Annotated in this window: 16 protein-coding genes; 12 read left to right on the top strand and 4 right to left on the bottom strand. The window is 47.1% G+C overall.

Features of this window, described 5'->3' with window-relative positions:
* Nucleotides 1–38 precede the first annotated feature (38 nt).
* The 6 genes from ACKFKH_RS19240 to ACKFKH_RS19215 all read left to right on the top strand — a co-directional run bounded on the left by ACKFKH_RS19240 (nt 39) and on the right by ACKFKH_RS19215 (nt 6,073).
* A complete protein-coding gene (locus ACKFKH_RS19240; protein WP_446859950.1) occupies nt 39–917 on the top strand; it encodes an ABC transporter permease in 879 nt (292 codons plus the stop codon).
* A 198-nt stretch (nt 918–1,115) separates the two neighbouring features.
* A complete protein-coding gene (locus ACKFKH_RS19235; protein WP_446859949.1) occupies nt 1,116–1,934 on the top strand; it encodes an ABC transporter ATP-binding protein in 819 nt (272 codons plus the stop codon).
* Nucleotides 1,935–2,012: 78 nt separating this feature from the next.
* Nucleotides 2,013–3,725, top strand: a complete 1,713-nt coding sequence (locus tag ACKFKH_RS19230) for a fumarate reductase/succinate dehydrogenase flavoprotein subunit (RefSeq protein WP_446859948.1) — start codon at nt 2,013–2,015, stop codon at nt 3,723–3,725.
* Nucleotides 3,726–3,797: 72 nt separating this feature from the next.
* On the top strand, nt 3,798–4,025 hold the full coding sequence (locus ACKFKH_RS19225) for a 4Fe-4S dicluster domain-containing protein (RefSeq protein WP_446859947.1): 228 nt from the start codon (nt 3,798–3,800) through the stop codon (nt 4,023–4,025).
* Between the two features lie 16 nt (nt 4,026–4,041).
* Nucleotides 4,042–5,004 (top strand): HEAT repeat domain-containing protein, encoded by a 963-nt coding sequence (locus ACKFKH_RS19220; protein WP_446859946.1) that lies wholly within the window; start codon nt 4,042–4,044, stop codon nt 5,002–5,004.
* Entirely contained in the window at nt 4,997–6,073 is a 1,077-nt protein-coding gene (locus tag ACKFKH_RS19215) for an Mrp/NBP35 family ATP-binding protein (RefSeq protein ID WP_446859945.1), read from the top strand. Before ACKFKH_RS19220 ends, ACKFKH_RS19215 begins: the two co-directional genes overlap by 8 nt.
* A gap of 94 nt (nt 6,074–6,167) precedes the next feature.
* Here ACKFKH_RS19215 and ACKFKH_RS19210 read toward each other — a convergent pair whose 3' ends face one another.
* From ACKFKH_RS19210 to ACKFKH_RS19200, 3 genes are all read right to left on the bottom strand, one after another.
* Nucleotides 6,168–6,743: a chemotaxis protein CheW gene (locus ACKFKH_RS19210; protein ID WP_446859944.1), complete on the bottom strand. Its 576-nt coding sequence runs from the start codon at nt 6,741–6,743 to the stop codon at nt 6,168–6,170.
* A gap of 10 nt (nt 6,744–6,753) precedes the next feature.
* A complete protein-coding gene (locus ACKFKH_RS19205; protein WP_446859943.1) occupies nt 6,754–7,125 on the bottom strand; it encodes a response regulator transcription factor in 372 nt (123 codons plus the stop codon).
* A gap of 74 nt (nt 7,126–7,199) precedes the next feature.
* Complete coding sequence (locus ACKFKH_RS19200) at nt 7,200–8,402, bottom strand: response regulator (RefSeq protein ID WP_446859942.1); 1,203 nt, start codon at nt 8,400–8,402, stop codon at nt 7,200–7,202.
* 1,209 nt (nt 8,403–9,611) lie between these two features.
* On the opposite strand from ACKFKH_RS19200, the gene ACKFKH_RS19195 reads away from it, so the two are divergent.
* Nucleotides 9,612–9,809, top strand: coding sequence for a hypothetical protein (locus ACKFKH_RS19195; RefSeq protein ID WP_446859941.1), 198 nt, complete (start codon nt 9,612–9,614; stop codon nt 9,807–9,809).
* A gap of 152 nt (nt 9,810–9,961) precedes the next feature.
* On the opposite strand, the gene ACKFKH_RS19190 is transcribed toward ACKFKH_RS19195, so the two are convergent.
* Nucleotides 9,962–10,249, bottom strand: a complete 288-nt coding sequence (locus tag ACKFKH_RS19190; RefSeq protein WP_446859940.1) for a Mo-dependent nitrogenase C-terminal domain-containing protein — start codon at nt 10,247–10,249, stop codon at nt 9,962–9,964.
* A 247-nt stretch (nt 10,250–10,496) separates the two neighbouring features.
* Between ACKFKH_RS19190 and ACKFKH_RS19185 the strand changes: the two genes are divergently transcribed.
* From ACKFKH_RS19185 to ACKFKH_RS19165, 5 genes are all read left to right on the top strand, one after another.
* A complete protein-coding gene (locus tag ACKFKH_RS19185) occupies nt 10,497–13,433 on the top strand; it encodes a CHAT domain-containing tetratricopeptide repeat protein (RefSeq protein WP_446859939.1) in 2,937 nt (978 codons plus the stop codon).
* A gap of 372 nt (nt 13,434–13,805) precedes the next feature.
* On the top strand, nt 13,806–14,252 hold the full coding sequence (locus ACKFKH_RS19180) for a hypothetical protein (RefSeq protein ID WP_446859938.1): 447 nt from the start codon (nt 13,806–13,808) through the stop codon (nt 14,250–14,252).
* Nucleotides 14,253–14,297: 45 nt separating this feature from the next.
* On the top strand, nt 14,298–14,450 hold the full coding sequence (locus tag ACKFKH_RS19175) for a hypothetical protein (RefSeq protein WP_446859937.1): 153 nt from the start codon (nt 14,298–14,300) through the stop codon (nt 14,448–14,450).
* Nucleotides 14,451–15,065: 615 nt separating this feature from the next.
* On the top strand, nt 15,066–17,540 hold the full coding sequence (locus ACKFKH_RS19170; protein WP_446859936.1) for a CHAT domain-containing protein: 2,475 nt from the start codon (nt 15,066–15,068) through the stop codon (nt 17,538–17,540).
* A 224-nt stretch (nt 17,541–17,764) separates the two neighbouring features.
* Nucleotides 17,765–20,119 carry a S8 family serine peptidase gene (locus ACKFKH_RS19165; protein ID WP_446859935.1) on the top strand — a complete coding sequence of 785 codons (2,355 nt, stop codon included), beginning with the start codon at nt 17,765–17,767 and terminating at the stop codon, nt 20,117–20,119.
* Nucleotides 20,120–20,228 lie beyond the last annotated feature (109 nt).

Here is a 20,228-nt window from a genome sequence, read left to right as displayed (position 1 = left end):
AAGTGCTTTTCGGGGTTTCTATCATTAAGAGGTGTACAATGCCTGTCCCGTCTTCTGAGCCTTTATTCGCTAAGACAAGCTTATCTGCTGTTAAAACTCAGCGTTTTGCCGTACGCCGAAACGGACGATCGTCTGCTTATTCACCAGTCAATGCCAAGCTGCTGAGGCGACTGCTTTCTCTAATTCTATTTTTCGGAATTTGGCAACTTCTCTGTGCTCTCAGGTTCAAATTTTTCATCAACTTCGAGTTTTTGCCTTCTCCTGTGGAGGTTCTGGAATCGACGCTAAAGTTCTTTTCGGGCGATCCGATGGTGCATATCCAGGCAAGTGTTGTTCGCGTGTTGGCTGGGTTCACGATCGCCGCCGCTCTAGGAATTAGCCTGGGTATTTTGATTGGTTGGTTTCAGAATGTTGAAGACTTAATCTTCTTACCCTTGGAGTTGTTGAGACCGATCCCAGCGGTTGCTTGGATTCCCCTGGCGATCCTGATGTTTCCTAATTCAGAAGCGGGAATGATTTACATCACCTTTATTGGTGCATTCTTCCCGATTTTGATCAGCACGATTCGGGGCGTTGAAAGCACGGATTTGTTGTTGCTGAGGGTGGGGCAATGTTTGGGCGCAAAGCAGTGGCACCTGTTTAAGGATATTGTGGTGCCAGGGGCAATGCCAAGTATCTCTAGCGGACTCGTGATCGGCATGGGTAGCTGTTGGTTTTGCCTGGTTACGGCTGAGATTTTAGCAGGTCGATATGGAGTGGGCTATTTCACCTGGGAGTCTTATGTCACCTCCAACTATCCACCGATCGTCATGGGAATGCTTCTGATCGGTTTGATGGGTGCGCTGAGTGCTTATTTAGTCGATCAGCTAACTCGACTACTGATGCCTTGGCGGGTCACAAAGAAGCAAAATACATAGCTGTATACACGCTGTACACAAATAGCAGTTCTAAATCAGTTGTGAGAACTTTGAAATAGCGGGTTTTGAGTGATTTGTTCTTAGCCATTCATGATGACTGAATCACTCAGGACTAATCACCCAATTCTCACCACTCAAATAGGATAGCTGCCGTACGCTTCCGTTTTGGTATCATTTGCACTCAGGGAATCGGTGATCATGGCAACACTGGCAGAGAAGCACTTTGTTCGATCGGCGAGGGGATCTGTTGAGATTGAAGATTTGTCGGTTTGTTTCAAGCGTAAGGGCCAGTCTACTCATGTGCTTGATTCCATCAATTTCAGCATCAATCCGGGTGAATTTGTTTGTTTATTGGGGCCATCGGGCTGTGGCAAGTCAACAATTCTGAATGTGATTGCTGGGTTTATTCAGCCCACCGAGGGCAGCGTAATCGTGGATCAACAGCGCGTTGAGTCTCCGAGTTCCGATCGAGGCTTTGTCTTTCAACAGTACTCTTTACTTCCGTGGAAAACGACGTTTCAAAATGTGGAATTTGGTCTCAAAATCCAGGGAGTGCCGAAATCAAAGCGGAAAGCGTTGGTGGACGAGTTTCTGAATCGAGTCGGGCTTTATAAACATCGCAATTCTTACCCCTACCAACTTTCGGGAGGAATGCAGCAGCGTGCGAGTATTATCAGAGCGTTGGTCAACTCTCCCTCGGTGCTGTTGATGGATGAGCCATTTGCTGCACTGGATGCACAGACCCGGCAAATGATGCAGGAGCTATTACTAAATATTTGGAGCGATCTCAAGCCAACCGTTGTGTTTGTGACGCACGATATTGAGGAAGCTTTATTTTTAAGCGATCGAATCCTGGTCATGGGCGTGAATCCGGGCAGAATCAAAGCTGAGATTACCGTGTCTCTAGAGCGTCCTCGTCACATTGACAGTATCGTATCCCCAGAGTTTATTAATCTGAACCGTCAAGTATTTGAGCTAATTCGAGAAGAAACGCTCAAGAGTATGGAACTGGATTAGCTAGAATTAGAGACTCTGCAACGTTTTGATCGCGGTTTTGATCACTGATAGTTTGATCACTGATAAAAGGAGATCTGAGTGGATACTCAAGTCAATACACAATGGGTGCAAACCGACGTTCTTGTGATCGGAGGCGGCACTGCCGGAACAATGGCAGGAATTAAGGCCAAACAGGCAAACCCAGAAGGAAACGTTCTAATTTTGGAGAAAGCCAACATTCGTCGCAGTGGCGCGATCGCAATGGGCATGGATGGCGTAAATACGGCTGTGATTCCGGGCAATTCGACTCCTGAGCAGTACGTTCGGGAGGTGACGATCGCCAATGATGGCATTGTGAATCAGAAAGCGGTTTATCAGACAGGCAAGCTTGGGTTTGAGGTGATTCAAGAGCTTGAAAGCTGGGGTGTGAAGTTTCAGAAAGACACCCAGGGAAATTATGACCTAAAGCAAGTGCATCGGGTGGGTAAATACGTGCTGCCGATGCCAGAAGGGAAAGATCTCAAGACGATTTTGGCGCGTCAGGTCAAACGGCACAAAGTCAACGTTACAAATCGAGTCATGGCAACTCGTGTTTTGGTGCAAGACGGACGAGCGATCGGGGCAGTCGGCTTTGATGTGCGAAGTGGCGACTTTGTTGTGATTCAAGCGAAGGCTGTGATTCTTTGCACAGGTGCTTGTGGGCGACTTGGCTTACCCGCTTCTGGATACCTGTATGGGACTTACGAAAACCCAACCAATGCGGGAGATGGCTACTCAATGGCCTACCACGCTGGCGCGGAACTAAGTAACATTGAGTGTTTTCAAATTAATCCCCTGATGAAGGATTACAACGGGCCAGCTTGTGCCTATGTTGCCAGTCCGTTTGGGGCCTATACCGCCAACGCAGAAGGACATCGCTTTATTAGCTGCGACTACTGGAGCGGTCAAATGATGTTGGAAGTCTGGAAAGAGCTAAACTCTGGTAAAGGGCCCGTTCAACTCAAGATGACCCATCTAGACGAAACCACTATCTCTGAGATTGAGTCTATCCTCTGGTCAAACGAGCGTCCGAGCCGAGGTCGCTTTCACGAAGGGCGGGGCGAAAATTACCGAACTCACGGCGTTGAGATGAACATTTCAGAAATTGGATTGTGTAGTGGTCACAGTGCATCTGGAGTGTGGGTTAACGAAAAGGCAGAAACCACTGTACCCGGACTGTATGCGGCTGGCGATATGGCAAGTGTGCCGCACAATTACATGATTGGTGCATTTGTGTTTGGACGGTTGGCGGGTCAAAATGCGGTGGAATATAGCCAGAATTTAGATCAAGTTCAGCCTGATTCCGAGTTTCTAGAAGCTGAAAAAGCCAGAATCTATGCCCCGCTCGATCGCCCCAACGGAGTCCCCCATACTCAGGTCGAATACAAACTGCGCCGCTTGGTGAATGATTACTTACAACCGCCCAAATCAGCCAACAAAATGGAGCTTGGCTTAAGTAACTTTGTGCGCTATCACGATACCCTGGATCTGATGGGGGCGCGTGATCCCCACGAGTTGATGCGCTGTATGGAAGTTCACTTTATTCGCGACTGTGCAGAGATGGCAGCCCGTTCCTCTTTATATCGTCGAGAGAGCCGTTGGGGACTGTATCACTATCGGCTGGACTATCCAGAGAAAAACAACGAGGAGTGGTTCTGTCACGTCAATCTCAAAAAAGCCGACGGTGAAATGACGCTGTTTAAGCGATCGATCGAACCCTACATTGTGGATGTAGACGTAGAGACCGAAGTGTACGATGTCGCAGTTCGCTAAGCTAAACAGACAAGTCGCAACGGTTAATTAGTGATCAATTAGTGAATAGTGAATCAAAAGGATCAAAGAATTATGGCTTTAGCAATGCAGCGTGTGGATGTTCCGGTGATTGTTGATGAATCCAAATGCTTAGAAAAATGCACTGCCTGCATTGAAGTCTGTCCCTTAGACGTGTTGGTAAAAAACCCCGAAACGGGCAAAGCCTACATGAAATACGACGAATGCTGGTTCTGTTTGCCCTGCGAGAAAGAATGTCCGACAAACGCCATCACGGTAAAAATCCCATTCTTGTTGCGGTAGAGGAGTGCAAGCATTGATGAATTCTGAACTTGACCCGTGGTTAGAAATGCTGCGATCGCCAGAAGTCAGCGATCGGTTAGTGGCGGTCAAAACGCTTCAGCATTTGGGCGATGAAGAGGCCTTAGAGCCGCTGATTACTGCACTTCAGGATGAAAACTTTGGGGTGCAAAAGTTAGCCGTGACTGCTTTGTGGGAGCTTGCAAATCCCAAAGCGGTTCCAGCCCTGGTAGAGTGCCTTGTTTCTAGTGATGCAGAAATCCGCGAAGAAGCCTTATCAGCACTCGGTGAACTTATTTCAACGGATCACTTAATGCTGTTGCTAGATGCCTTGCACCGGGACAATGCAACCCTGCAATTGAGTCTTCTAATTCTGTTGAGAAAGATTCATGATGCTCAATCGTTGCCGTCTGTTCTGCCTTTCTTTGAATCTGAAAATGCTGAACTGCGAGAGGCCGCTGTTACGACGCTCCGATACCTCAACCAGGTAGCCCGCTGTCAACCTGCGATCGCTTTAATGTCTGATCCAATCAATGCAGTTCGCTGTGCTGCTGCACTCACATTAGGACACCTGGCAGATTCTGAAGTGGTTCCAACCCTCTGTCAAGCCTTAACATCTGACTCAGACTGGCAAGTGCGACGGAATGCTGCAAAATCACTGGCACTCCATGCGGATGCAGCAGCGGTGCCTGCTTTAGAGTCGGCATTGTCGGATGAACATTGGCAAGTCAGAAAATTCACGCTGCAAGCTTTGCAAAAAATACCCGACGATCGCACCTTGCCTGCCTTGATCAAAGCCTTAGCCGATGAGTCTTCCGATGTTCGGCGGGATGCCGCGATCGCGCTGGGCGTTTTGAACAACAAGGCTGCCTTAAATGCGCTCCAGCAAGCCTTGGATGACCCGGATAGAGATGTGTGTATCTACTCACAACGAGCTATCCAGAAAATCCAGGAATCGAGGCAAGAGGCTTCCAATGCCTAGTCATTCGTCACCTTTCCAACAGTCCAACGCATCCTCTGAGCCGAGCGACCCTGATCCCTTGACTGAAGCTCGTCAACAAGAAGTTGTTCGATGTCTCAAGCAAGTTCTTGAACCCATTCTAAACAGCGATGTCGTCAGCTTAGGAATGGTGCGAAATCTGAGGGTTGTAGACGACTACATCTATCTGCGCCTCTACATTGGAAAGCATCAGCATTCCTTAAAAGACCAGGTACAGTCGAGTTTATCTGCTTTACTGTGGTGTAAGAAAACCTACATCCAACTCTGTACAATTCCTGGCGTAAGAACCACGCTGGCAATTTCTAGTGGAAAAGGTGGCGTAGGAAAATCAACCACTGCGGTTAACTTAGCGGCTGCTCTCAGCTTACAGGGTGCCAGGGTCGGATTACTAGATGCGGATGTCTACGGCCCGAATGTGCCTCAGATGCTCGGCTTGGGACAGACAGACGTTGCGATCGTAGACACGCCAGAGGGTCAGAGATTTTTGCCATTAGAAGCTCACGGCATCAAAGTCATCTCAGTGGGCTTACTCGCTGAACCTGACCATCCGCTTGCTTGGCGCGGCCCTGTCCTTCATAAAATCGTGACTCAATTCATTCACGAAGTCGTCTGGGGAGACTTAGATTATTTGCTAATTGACCTGCCTCCCGGAACTGGAGATGCCCAGATTACGATCGTACAAGAAAGCCCAATTTGCGGCGTGATTCTCGTGACGACCCCTCAGCAGGTTGCCGTATCAGATGTGCGGCGAAGTATTCATCTGTTTCGACAAGTAGGAATACCAGTTCTTGGCATTGTCGAGAATATGAGCTATCTGATCTGTGAGCATTGCGGCAAGCCTACTTCCATCTTTGGTAGCGGCGGAGGGCAGCAGTTAGCAGCAGAACTCAACGCAACGTTGCTGGGTCAAGTTCCCATTGATTCGCAGATCTGCGCGGGGGGTGATCAGGGTCAACCGATTACGATCGCGTCCCCTGAGTCTCCGGTAAGCCAGGTGTTCATGCAAGTTGCTGCTGCTCTCAACGCAACATTTTGCCCTTCCAACTTGTAATTGTTAGATAGCAATCCTATCTGAGTGGTGGCTTACTAACCACCGAATCCTCACCACTCAAATGGGATAGCTATATTTCTGGCTCTAATTGCTACTACACCTGCTGTTTGGGCATTGCTCTCATAATCGCTTCTCCATTAAGAACGGCTAACATATCATCATTGGACTTCCACCAAAACCCGTGCAAAAATCGCTCAAACTCAGAATTGACAGTGGATTTTGGCAAAGACTGAATGACCCCTGGGGTACACCATTCACTGTCGTCTATTCGATCGACCACTAGCCCTAGAGTCTGCCCTTTAGGATGAGGAAAGGTTCCTTTACCCGTGTGAATCTGTAACACAACCACTTCATAGACTGAGGGATAAGTTGCTTGCTGATACCAGGGTGTGAGTCCGCACAGGTGCCCTAAGTCAACCATCCAGAGAATCTCGCCCCGCCAATTGTGAACCCCCATCACCCAAGCAGGCATATGAGGAATCGGAATAATCTGGGCGATCGGAATGCTCAACACCTCAGCGATCTGCTGAATAGGCAAAAGGGCTGTTGTCTCAGGCACAATATCAAGCCGCAAAAATTGTTCCTTACGTTCTGAGGAGTCCGCAAGTGTAGAATCCTGCATCAATGCAGAGGGTGACATCGAATCAAAAATAGATAAAGCGTCAGACATTGATTTGCTTTTAGACTGAACTTTTAATCATCTGTTTAACGGTACGTACAAACTCTTCTTGATCAATCGGCTTCGCCAAATAGGCATCTGCTCCTTGCTTCATCCCCCAAAATCTATCCATCTCTCCTCCTTTAGTAGAGCAGATAACAATGGGAATATTGCTGGTATCAGCTTTTGATTTGAGTTCACGACAGACTTCAAATCCACTGCACCCTGGTAATACCACATCAAGAACAACCACGTCAGGCCTTTGCCGATTGACGGCAGCGATCGCTTCTTCCCCACTTTGGGCAACCAGGACATTGATCCCACCCTGCTGTAAGCAATGGATGAAAATCTGCATATCCGTCAAAGAATCTTCAACAACTAGGACAGTACTCATAGTTTCACTCGTGCAAGCGATAAAGGACTGATCGATAAAACCCTAATGGAGTGGGTGAAGCTCGTTGTGCTCTATTACAAGTACTTGCGAACTATACTTAGCACTGCAAAGGTATCCAGTGGTTTACTGAGAAAGTCTGATGCTCCAGCAAAATTTGACTGAAGACGGTTAACAGCACTGCTGCTGCTAGTCAAAATTACAATAGGTGTATCGCAAAAACCGGAAGTCTTGCGTAATTGTTCACAAATTTCATATCCGTTGATTTGGGGCATTACCAAGTCCAAAAAGATTAAATCTGGCTTGCGAATTAATAGAACCCCGATCGCTCTAAGGGGATTATCTACCCCGACAAACTGATAGTTTGCGGAGGTAAGCAGCTTTTCTAAAGTCTGGAGGACTAAAAAACTGTCATCCACACAAGCAATCAGCGGTTTTCGAGAGGTCACAGACAGCGATCGTAGACCAGACCTGCTTTTCGGTTCTGACTTAGCTTGCCCGATCGCTGTGACAGGAGCCACTGACATCGGCAGTATTCCAGCCTCTCCTTGTCGAAAAAATGGCCCTGGCAAGTCAGCAACCGTCATGAGTACCACCCATTCCAGTTGAAAACAAAGCAAGAGCGAAGAAGTAACCTCCACAACACTACGTTGCGTTTTTACAGCGAGATCACGCAATGTGTTCTGTCCATTTAAGAGGACAACCAGGGTTTGGTAAAACTGTTCTGAACTATTTTTGCGAAGTTGCTTGGGTTGCTTAAGGATAGGGGCCCAGTTGGGAGAATAGTCCACAAGTTTAGCATCTTGCCAAGCTATCCAGAGTGCTTCAGCGTCCGCGATCGCGCTTTCTACCTCAGTCCAAGAGCGTTGTTGAGACAATGCATCGTCCTGTATAACTTGATCCACCACATCTACTGCTTGAGCGACATCAAACATCACTTCAGCAGTAGTACAGTCAATCATTTTTGCGGCTTGCTGCTCGGTGATTTTCTTTTGAGTTAGCCATAGCTGTACCAGCGCATACTCCCAACCAACTGGAAAAGTTAGCGCGTTAATACTAGCCAAATCAGAGTGCCACGCTAGTCTGTAATTAGGCACCTTGGGAAAGTAAGTGACTACGTTTCTATTCCACCGTCTTACTAAGTGATTCCCACCCGTTGCATAGATAATTGCCCCTTGAGATAAATAAAAAATCCATTGTTGTCCACTGGCATCCATCTGCACAAGTTGCCCACTGAACTGAGACAGGTGAAGATTTTTGAGAGTTTGAGTATTTTTCAAAGCGGTAAACCTCCATCGGATCGGGAAAACTCACTTTCGCAACTAACGTCAAGTAACATATTTCTCTGCGTAAATAATTTGTTAGCAAGCTGTAGAAGACCTAGCAGTTCTGCTAAAACCTCTTTAGAAAGGCTACGGAATCAGTACAGATCCATTAAATATGGTCAAAATTTTATGTTGAGCGACACGCCTGAGATTTACAAGAACTGCAATGTTTAAGAGAATAAGTTCCTGATCTCTGGATAAGGTAGGAAGAATGATGGCTCTATTGCTTTGTCTTAATCGCACAAATCGCGCAGATCAAGTCAAGTAGACGTGAATTTGATGAGAGTTTTTTTGCTTCATTGTTCACGGCTGCCCCCCAAGCTGCCAATTTTGGGGGACTTTAAGAGAAGAATTCTGGTTCAAAGTCTCTCACTCGTGGGGGATTTAGGGGGCGTTTCTGGATCTAAAAGCGAAGAGTTCATCGACCTGACGTTAAGTAGGGTAGTTTTCCTTAAAAATTACACCCGCTTTTGGTCACACCCTGAGTCATTTGAATTTCAAAAACGAAAAATTTGTAAATAAAATATCTTGTAGTTCACACCCTGTAAAGTAAATACGGGAAATAAGCTTTGCGACAGCTTTATGTAGACTTATCTGCCTTATGGGATGAAGTAGACGTAATCTCTGTCAGATCATTAGAAGGCATCTTACTTATATTTTCTAGCGATGCACTGTCGGTCTAATTCACCACTGATGCAAAAATTGGGACAAGAGAAAATTATCAGAACCGCTCTTATCACACAGATTTGTTTACCATATCACACTACTACGCAAATCTGACATATACATTGTAGAAATGTAATATATAAGAGGTATCGCTTTGTTCAATAGTTCAGACTGTTTTCATTACTCTCTCATTGCATCTTTCTTCACATTTTTAAGTAATTGGGAAAATTGCGAAAAGCTTTCTCCTCTCTTGAGTTTGGTTGGTCAGTGCGATCGCCATACTCGATTGTCGATCGCTCTCACCTGCTATCGACCTCGCTTCTAAACCAGAGGTTTGTGTCTGTGGGAGTAAGCGCGTGGAAAGTATTGCTGGTTGGCAGTTTCTATAGGGTTGAGGCAGCCTTAATTATTGATCGTTAGAGGTTTGAGCCATTAGAGCGATACATTAAACTTCCACAAGGACTTAGAGTGTCGTCAGAACGTTTAGAGGGCACACGAATGATGAGTAGCAATGATTCCTCACAATCTGATCAGGAGTGGTTCGATCGTGGGAAAGAGGATGCTTGGGCTGGTAAATCAAAACAGCCTCCAGAGCATGATCCTCAAGCTGCTAGTTTTTATGATCTAGGCTACAGCGAGGGAGAGATTGAACGACCATCGACTAGCAAGCCAACTCCTAATGTAGAACAATCTTGAATCCAGGCGGTGGGTGTCATAGCAGCGATCAGGATGGACGATTAGATAAGAGGGTGCTGAAATAGTATCCAGGTGGGTAAGTGCTGATGATGACTAAGCACCTGCCGATGTAGATTGGTTCCTCAATTCTTTGGGTGAGCGATCGAGATGAATTAACAATATGCTGCAATATCCTCACCGCACACATCCGCCAAGTAGCAGAGCGCTCTGAACCGTAACCCAACCAGTTGCTCATAAAACGGATTCAATTTGCACATTGGGGGAATGTGAATTAGCAGCCGACCAAAGCAGTGAATATCGCGCTCAAACGGACATTGGGAAGGAATAAGGCGACAGAAAAAATGAGCTGTCTTAGCGCTGCGGATTTCGATTACGTCGAGTTTTTGAGCAATGGGTTGAAGAAGGGAAGCGATGAATGGTTTGGGAGTAAGGTGCAACATGATTCAGTCTCCTAATGCCTTGATGTGAAGTGGTGTTGCTTCGTTGTCTAATGATTTATAGGATTGAGATTGGGAGCTTATGCAGTGATTTCCATCCGTGATGATTCACGCAACGCGCTGGGGGGGCAGCAGTGCTATGTTTGTACTCGCGGTTCCTTCAGAGTTTCGCCGCGCGTTAAACGCTTAACCCAAATTCAGAATTGTGAACGACGACGCTAACCTCTCTCACTCCAACCGCTAAAAGCCAATGAAGCTTTCCTCTCTAAAACAACCTAAATTTAGCAATCGTAAGGTGAAATTTCTCCTTCCCCTCGCGTTCTTCATTTCTCATGCTTCATTTTTCATTTCTTCCTACGCCCCTCTTCCTGCGGTTGCCCAAATCACTGATGTCCGCAAAACCGAGACCGATCGACTGCTCAATCAGGGAGTTCAACAGTATCAGACTAGTCAATTTGAGGCAGCAATCATCTCTTGGCAACAGGCCCTTCAGATGTATCGTGCAATTAAAAATCAGCAAGGTGAGGGCAAAGCACTAGTCAATCTGGGATCTGCTTACTATTCTTTAGGTAACTATACCAAAGCCATCGAGTACTATCAGCAAAGTTTAGCGATCGCACGCGAAATCAAAGACCGCCAAGGTGAGGGGAGAGCACTGGACAATTTGGGAACTGCTTACAATCTAATAGGCAATTATGCCAAAGCGATTGAGTATTCTCAGCAACGGTTAGCGATCGCACGGGAAATCAAAGACCGACAAGGTGAGGGTAGAGCACTGGGCAATTTGAGAAATGCTTACAGATCTCTAGGCGATCATACCAACGCTATTGAGTATTCTCAGCAACGGTTAGCGATTGCGGACGAACTCAAAGACCAGCAAGTTGCGGGCAAGATACTGGAAGATTTGAGAACTCATTACCGTCCTTCAAACAACTATTTCAAAGCCGTTGAGACCTATCGGCAATGGTTAGCGATCACACGTAAACTCAGAAGTCGGCAAGGTCAGGGCTTTAACTTGGACAGGTTGGGCACTGCTTACCGTTCTCTAGACAACCCTGACAAAGTGATTGAGTATGCTCAACAAAGTTTAGCAATCGCCCGCGAATTCAACGATCGTGAAAGTGAGGGCAATGCACTAAGCAATTTGGGAGTTGCTTACAATTCTCTAGCTAACTACTCCAAAGCGATTGAATACGCTCAAAAAAGGTTAGCGATCGCAAGGGAAATTAAAGACCGTCGAGGTGAGGGCGACGCATTAGGCATTCTGGCAAATACTTACAGTTTACTAGGCGACTATTCCAAAGCGATTGAGCATTATCAGCAATGGTTAGTAATCACACGCGAAGTCAAAAACCGTCGAAGTGAGGGCATCGCGCTGGGCAATCTGGGAAGTACTTACTCTATGCTAGGCAACTATACCAAAGCGATTGAATACCGTCAGCAATGGTTAGCGATCACCCGCGAAATTAAAAACCGACGAGATGAGGGCATCGCGCTGGGCAGTCTGGGAAATGCTTACTCTATGCTGGGCAACTATTCTAGAAGCATTGAGTACCTTCAGCAAGGTTTAGTGATCGCCCGCAAAGTCAAAAACCGGCGGAGTGAGAGTACCACACTAACCGCTCTGGGAACTGTTTACTACTTTCTGGGTGACTATGCAAAAGCGATTGAATACCATCAGCAAAGTTTAGCGATCGCCCACAAAATAAAAGATCGGCGACTTGAGGGCTATGTTCTCAACAGCCTCGGCGACTCTTTCTTGAAACTTGGGAATCTGCCCTCTGCTGAGAAGGCGTTGCTCTCTGCTATCCAAGTGAGGGAATCGATCCGGGGCGATCTGGGCAACAACGATAACAACAAGATCTCTATTTTTGAGCAACAGGCTACGAGTTATCGCGCGCTCCAAGAAGTGTTGATTCGGCAAAACAAAATCACTCCTGCGCTAGAAATTGCTGAACGTGGGCGGGGACGCGCCTTTGTCGAACTCCTAGCACAGCGCTTATCGACAGGTTCTAGCAATGTGTCCTCTGGTGGCTTGACCCTTGCCGCGGCTCCTACCCAAAGCCAAATCAGGCAGATCGCCAAAATGCAGAACGCGACTCTAGTGCAGTACTCCATCATCTATGAGACCATCAAGATTCAAGGAAAGCCATCAACACGAGAATCTGCGCTCTATATCTGGGTGATTCAACCGACAGGCGATATCACTTTCCGACAAGTTGACCTTAAACCCTTATGGCAACGGCACAACAACTCTTTAGCTAAACTAACCATTGAGAAGCAAGAGTTTCTCGCTGTCCGCAGTCGTGGTTCTAACTCTACTAGACCTCAAGCTAATCTACCCACGCTACATCAATTACTCATTGAGCCGATCGCTCCGCTCCTCCCCAAAAACCCGACCGATCACGTCATCTTCATTCCCCAGGGTGCGCTGTTTCAAGTACCCTTCCCCGCCCTGCAAGATGATCAAGGAAACTACCTGATTCAAAAACATACGATTCTCACGGCTCCTTCCATTCAAGTGCTGGCACTCACCCGACAACAGCGACAGAAATTAAGCAATCAAAAACCAGGTAGAGCCATAGTGTTGGGCAATCCGACCATGCCCAGTGTTTCTCCTGCGCCCGGAGCACCTGAGCGATCATTATCTCCCTTACCCGGAGCCGAAATTGAAGCGAAAGCGATCGCTCCCCTCCTCAACACCCAAGCCATCCTCGGTGCTCAAGGCACAAAAGCAGCGATCGTTGCAAAAATGCCTCAAGCCTCAATCATTCACTTCGCGACACATGGGCTACTGGATGATGTAAGGGGATTAGAAAGTGCAATCGCTCTAGCTCCCTCTGGCAAAGATAATGGCTTATTGAGCGCAGAAGAAATCTTGGACATGAGACTAAAAGCGAACCTGGTTGTTTTGAGTGCCTGCAACACTGCACAAGGAAGAACCACAGGGGACGGCATCATTGGGCTATCGCGTGCCTTTATCTCAGCCGGGGTGCCCAGTGTGATTGTTTCCTTGTGGTCAGTTCCCGATGCCCCCACTGCGGAACTAATGCAGTCGTTTTACCAAAACTTGCAAAAGAACCCAGATAAAGCCCAGGCACTCCGGCAGGCAATGTTAACGACGATGAAAACCCATCCCCAGCCGCGAGATTGGGCAGCCTTCACATTGATAGGAGAAGCGGAGTAGCGTTGTAGAAACTGCGATTGGTGAATCAAGTTGCATCTTCCCGCAATCGATATTGCACTCTCTCATTCATCAGATTTGCGGGTGTGCTGCGTGAATACTCAACATAATTTGCTTACCATCTTGATTAAGAGCCATTAAGAGCCACTCCCGTTTCTCCACTTACTTATCTCCACTTACTTAAAGGTAAAGAAGCAATTTTGTCGGTTAGTTCACCTCCCTGTGCTTTGTTCTGATAACCACGTGACCAAAAGCACTTGCGAAGCTAACATCAATTGCCGGACATGCAGAAGTCTAATTTACAAAACGCTCAACATAGACTTAAAAGGTTCATCAACAAGTGAAACGATCGCTAACCTGCAAGGGACGAAATCAATGCAATTCTACAAAGCCAAAGCTTGGGGGTTTCAGATTATTGGATTGCTACTGTTAAACACTTTCACTGCTAATTCTATTAATGCACAGCCCACTCAAACCGGACTTAAATTTAGAGACTCTCCAGGATTAAACGTGGGGGTACTCTATTCTCTAAGGGTTACAGCAACTTACCAAGTTGATTCGGGCCAGTGTCACGGGCCAGTCTACTTATCTAAGCCTCAGACCTACACCCGCAACTACACCGACGAACCAGCAAGTCGCGCTGTCTTTATCTCAAAAACGATGCCTGCTCCAGGTTTGCGTGTTGTCATCCGAAATATCACACCGGGCATCGACCAGAATCCATCTCCCTATACCGATCGAGAGTATGACAAAGCACCCACATCTGAAGGATTCAAAGTCAATGTTGGAGTTGCTCATAGTGGCAGATATCTCGCTGTTTGAGAAGGTAAAAACGATTTCTCCTATGAAATCAAACGTGCTAACAGCGTGATTGAATCGGGTTCATTCACGGCGACGATTCAGCGCCAAACCAAAGCAATCACGCGCGACGAAACGATGGCTTCTTCGTCTGGCGATAAAGATGCAGAATGTCGTCGAACTTATGATGAAGAGAATAAACGAGATCGCAAGCGTCATTAATTTGATCAATGGTCATCTACTATAGTTCCTAGCTGCTCCATTCTTTAGATAACAGAACAACACCTTTACAGCGTTGCAAGAAATAAAATTAATGAATAACACCGATCGCCAATACTTGTCTTTGCTATCGCTTTTTAACTATGTATTGGGAGGCATTCATCTATCTCTAACAATTGTGTCGCTTTCATTCTTTTTCCAGACTTGGCGCTTTATCTCCCTGTATGATTCACAGGTTCGCCACGCTGTACCTTTTTTGTCCGGAGGTCTTCTTTTGAGTTACGGACTTACTCTTCTGTTTGTTGGACTCACCTATTCTTTGTTGACGATTGCTTCAGGACGATGTTTGGCAAGACGAAAAGGCTATGGATTTAGCTTTACGATCGCTTGTCTTCAATGCATTTCCATTCCCTTGGGAACCATCTTGGGAATCGTAACGATTAATATCCTCCTAAGAGATTCTGTCAGGCTGCTATACCAATCAAATCAACGGTGAGCTGCGAGTGAGAGGAGAGCGATCGCCTCAAACAAATTGAAGCAACCCTTGCAGTATCTGTGGAGCAGCGCGATCAAAAACCACAACCTCGCTGATTCCTTCGCCCCAAACTCTAAAATTTGATGAATCCCTTATTAAAGCTGCTCAAATCCAACGATCGTCAGGTGCGATTGCCCTTGGCAACTGCGAAGCACCTGCGCTTCCTCTTTCCCCTCGCCTTTTGCCTGTTGTCTGCTGCCTTTTACATTCCTCCCCACGCCCCACGTTTAGCGATCGCTCAAACGATCGATTCTCAAAGGGTAGAAGCCAATCAACTGTACGATCGAGGCAGACAGCAGCAGCAATCCCATCAGTATCAAGCAGCAATTCAGTCTTACAATCAGGCACTAGCAATCTATCGCGCTATCAGGAGCCGTCGAGATGAACTCGCCACACTGGGTTATTTGGGACTGGTTCATCTTGAATTAAGCAACTATGACCAATCAATTGAGTACACACAGCAGGCGTTAGCGATCGCACGGGAAACACAAGACCCAGAAAATGAAGCCAACGCACTGCTTCATCTAGGTATCACATACCGCCTGCTAGGCAACTATGCTAAAGCGATTGAGTATACACAGCAGGGTTTGGCAATTGTGCGGGAAAGGAAAGACCGTCACAAAGAAGGTGTCGTATTGGGTAATTTGAGCATTGCTTATACGTATATTGGCGACTATGACCGAGCATTTGAGTATGCACAGCAAGGATTGAAGATCGCACAGAAACTTCAAGACCGCGAAGGTGAAGGGGCAGCATTGAGTCATGTGGGAGTCCTTTACTCGTTTGCAGGTAGATATAGCCAAGCAATTGAATACCTACAGCAAAGCTTAGCGATCGCCCGCGAACTTAAAAACCGTCGAACTGAAAGCAGAGCATTGGGCAATTTAGGAGTTGCTTATAAAGGTTTAGGCAAATACGCTCAGGTGATTCAGTATACACAGCAGTGGTTAGCGATCGCCCGCGAAATTCAAGATCGTCAAGGTGAAGCGATAGCACTGAGGAGTCTGGGAGATGCTTACTTTTCCTCAGGCAACTACACCAAGACAATCGAGTATATGCAACAAAGTTTAGCGCTTGCACGGGAAATTCACGATCGTCAAGGAGAGGGTATGGCGCTCAACAACCTCGGAGCGGCTTTGCTAGAAGTTGACAATTTACCCGAAGCTGAAAAAATGCTCCTGAATGGCATTCAAGTTTGGGAATCAATGCGGCAGACATTCGACGCTAACGATACTAATAAAGTCCTGCTTTTTGAAGGACAAGCCCGCACTTATCGAACTCTACAACAAGTCCGAGTCGCACAGAATCAACCGAGCGCCGCGTTAGAAATTGCCGAGCGGGGGCGTGCCCGTGCTTTTGTCGATCTTCTGACCCAGCGATTATCTCCTAGTTCTGGCAACAGAGCGATCGCGACTGCTCCCAACCAATCCCAAATTCGTCAAATCGCGAAAGCACAAAACGCTGCCTTAGTTCAGTACTCGATTATCTATGATAATTTTCAAATTGAGAGCAAAGACGCATGGCGAGAATCAGCGCTTTATATTTGGGTGATTCAACCCACGGGTGAAATCACCTTCCGTCAAGTTGATCTAAAACCTCTCTGGCAACAACACAAAATTTCTCTAGCTGACCTGATCGTTGGCAATCAAGAATTTTTTGCGGTTCGGAGTCGCAGCGCTTTCTCTACCCATTCCCAACCCAATTTACCTACACTACATCAATTGCTGATAGAGCCGATCGCCACTCTCCTCCCCAAAGACCCCAACGCCCACGTCATTTTCATTCCGCAAGGCTTACTCTTTCAAGTCCCCTTTCCCGCCCTCCAAGATAGTAACGGGACTTACTTAATCCGAAAACACACGATTCGCACTGCCCCCTCGATTCAAGTACTAGCACTAACCCGACAACAACAACAAAGGTTAGTTACTCAGCAATCTAACAACAGGAAAGCTCTCGTATTGGGCAATCCCACCATGCCGAGTGTGTCTGTCTATCCTGGAGCGCCCAAACAACGATTGTCACCCCTACCCGGAGCCGAAATCGAAGCAAAAGCGATCGCTTCCCTCCTCACCACTCAACCGATTATTGGCGCACAAGCAACCAAAGCAGCGATCGTCCAAAAAATGCCCCAAGCCTCAATCATTCACCTCGCGACACATGGACTACTGGATGATGTAAGGGGGTTGGGTAGTGCGATCGCCTTGGCTCCTTCTGGCAAAGACAATGGCTGGCTAACCGCAGAAGAAATCCTAGACATGAGACTGCAAGCTAACCTAGTTGTTTTGAGTGCCTGCAACACTGGAGAAGGCAGAATTACGGGGGATGGCGTGATTGGCTTGTCGCGATCGCTCATTTCAGCAGGTGTACCCAGTGTGATCGTCTCCCTGTGGGCAGTTCCCGATGCACCGACCGCCGAATTGATGCAGGCATTTTATCAAAACCTTGAGAAGAACCCAGATAAAGCGCAAGCACTTCGGCAAGCAATGTTAACGACAATGAAAACCCATCCCAAACCCAAAAATTGGGCAGCATTTACGCTGATCGGAGAAGCGAATTAGGTTGTTGGAAGGGGCGATCGACAAAGCTTTTTGCACTTTTCCGCAATCAACCCTGCACTTTTTGACTCATTGAATCTGTGGATCAAACGCATGGAACTCTAGCCTGGTTTGCTTACAATCTCAAGTAAGAACCACTCAAGAACTCACGGTCTGATCGCGTCACAAGTATTTAGAAGTGCAGCCGTGGCAACCAGTTTCAGCAAATAAATTCTGGAGCAGTATCTATGAACCGTAATTTTGCAAGTAGCACCTTATCTACTGATCTTGTAGATAGCAACCTTTCTTTACTTGAACAATCTCCTCTTCAATCTAGTTTACAGCGTGCGGTCGCTTCTCAGAGCAGTTCACAAGCAACTAACAGTGCTGATTTTGATGGGTCTGGCGGTCGGAAACTTTTCAAAATTCCCCGTGGCAATGGAAACACAACGATCGACAACTTCGGTGGGATTGGAGCGAGAGGCAAGCAGACAGACGCAATCATTGCTAACCTGGATACCCTGAAGTTTGAGGGAGCGGGACTGACTGCAAAGAACATGGTTTTGACTCAACAGGGTAAAGATCTGATAGTTTCATTTGAGCGAGTTTCAAATACTCAGGTGACTCTAAAGAACTTTCAGCTAGAAAATCTAGATAATCTACCTGTTGGCTCGGCGCTCTTGGGCAACATTCTATTTGAGGGTGATAGTACCATTCAGGATAGCTTTGATCTCTTTGATGCAAACTGGCAGCGCAGCCAAATTCTCGAAGGTCAGCAATCAAGCCGGGTGACTTTTCTCAATGATCTGGATAACCGTATCGCAGGGTTCGATCGCTTCAATGACACCATCAATGGTCAAGGCGGAAGTGACATTATTTATGGACTAGGTGGCGATGACGTTTTGCGCGGCGACGCGGGCAACGACCTGCTCTGGGGCGATGTGGGCAACGATACCCTCTGGGGAGGATTGGGGCGAGACGCTCTAGTGGGCGGCAGTGGTCGCGATATCTTTGTGCTAGAGCCTAACAAAGGGGAAGACACCATTATAGACTTCAAACTCAGTGAGCGCGATCGTATTGGATTAGCGGGAGGCTTAACGTTTGATCAGTTAATCATCACTCAGGGGACAGGAAACAATGCCAACAATACGCTGATCAGCACTCAGACAAGCGGACTACTAGCAACCTTAAACAACATCTCTGCAAGTACCCTCAGCAATGCCGCTTTTCTTACTTTGGGGAATTTTGGATTAGTGACTAGTCAGGGCGATCGAGCCATGCAAGCCGATGTTGCCAGAAGTCGCTTTGGAGTAGATGGCACAGGTATCAAAATTGGAGTGTTGTCGAACAATTTTAACAGGCTAGGTGGGGCAGTCGGAGATATTGCGAGTGGTGACTTGCCTACAAGGGTGACTGTGCTGGCAGATGATTTGAGCAGTGAGATTTCGCGTGTGACAGACGAAGGTAGAGCCATGATGCAACTCATTCATGATGTTGCTCCCGGTGCAAGTTTGATGTTCCACACTGGGGTGGCTAGTCAAAAAGTCTTCGCGGATGGCATTCGGGCACTAGCAGCCCAGGGAGCGCAAATCATTGTAGATGACATAACTTTGGCTGAACCAATGTTCCAGGATGGGATTGTGGCTCAGGCGATCGAGGAGGTTGTCAAACAGGGCATTCCTTACTTTGCGGCTGCGAGGAACAATGCTCGTGACAGCTATCAAAGTGCTTTCAGGTCGGCTGAGTTCTTTGCAGGCTATGGAGAAGTTCATGACTTTGATCCAGGAAGTGGGGTCGATTTCTATCAGAGCATTACGCTGGCGAAGAACGATTCTTTTGATCTGTCATTTCAATGGGATTCGCCACTCGGTCGTTCTACCAATGACCTTGATATCTACCTGCTTGACAATGCAAAACAAAAAGTACTAGCTAGTAGCAGACTATCAAATGTGGGAGGAGACCCGATCGAGGCGCTGACATTCCGCAATGATGGCTCGTTTGGCTCGGATCAGTTCAATCTGTTGATTGCCAAGCGATCGGGGGCTGCTCCTGGTTTGATGAAGTATGTGGTGAATGATGCCGCCAATACCTTCACAATCAACGACTACAACACCAACAGTTCAACGATCTATGGTAACGGAAATGCCAGAGGCGTTGCAGCAGTCGGAGCCGCCGCTTACTTTAACACGCCTGCCTACGGTGTAAACCCTGCAAGATTACAAAACTTTTCTTCGGCGGGGGGTACTCCGATTTTGTTTGATCAGAAGGGCGATCGTCTCTCTAGACCTGAGTTTCGCCGACAGCCGAGGTTTGTTGGGCCTGACGACACCAATACGACATTTTTTGGCACAGATATTGTGGAGGATGCTGACCTTTTTCCCAACTTTCGAGGCACGTCGGCAGCGGCTCCTCATCTTGCAGCAGTGGCAGCTTTGATGCTCCAAGCAAATCGCTCCTTAAGTCCAGCACAAATTAATCAAGTCTTAGAACAGACGGCTCTGGATATGGATGATCCAATCACTCCAGGCTTTGATGTTGGGTTTGATAACGCGAGTGGATATGGGTTGGTTCAAGTCGATCGCGCGATCGCTCAACTCGTCTAGTCCAGCATATTTAAGAAAGCAGAGTAAGCTTTTATCAGGGGCGATCGCTGGAAGCAAAGCGGAGCGATCAAGAGGACGATCGTACAATTCAAACTTTAGAATCCTATGC

It is taken from the genome of Phormidesmis sp. 146-20, assembly GCF_052939475.1.
The sequence above is the reverse complement of the archived record's forward strand: the minus strand, read 5'-3'. Positions and strand labels throughout refer to the sequence as shown.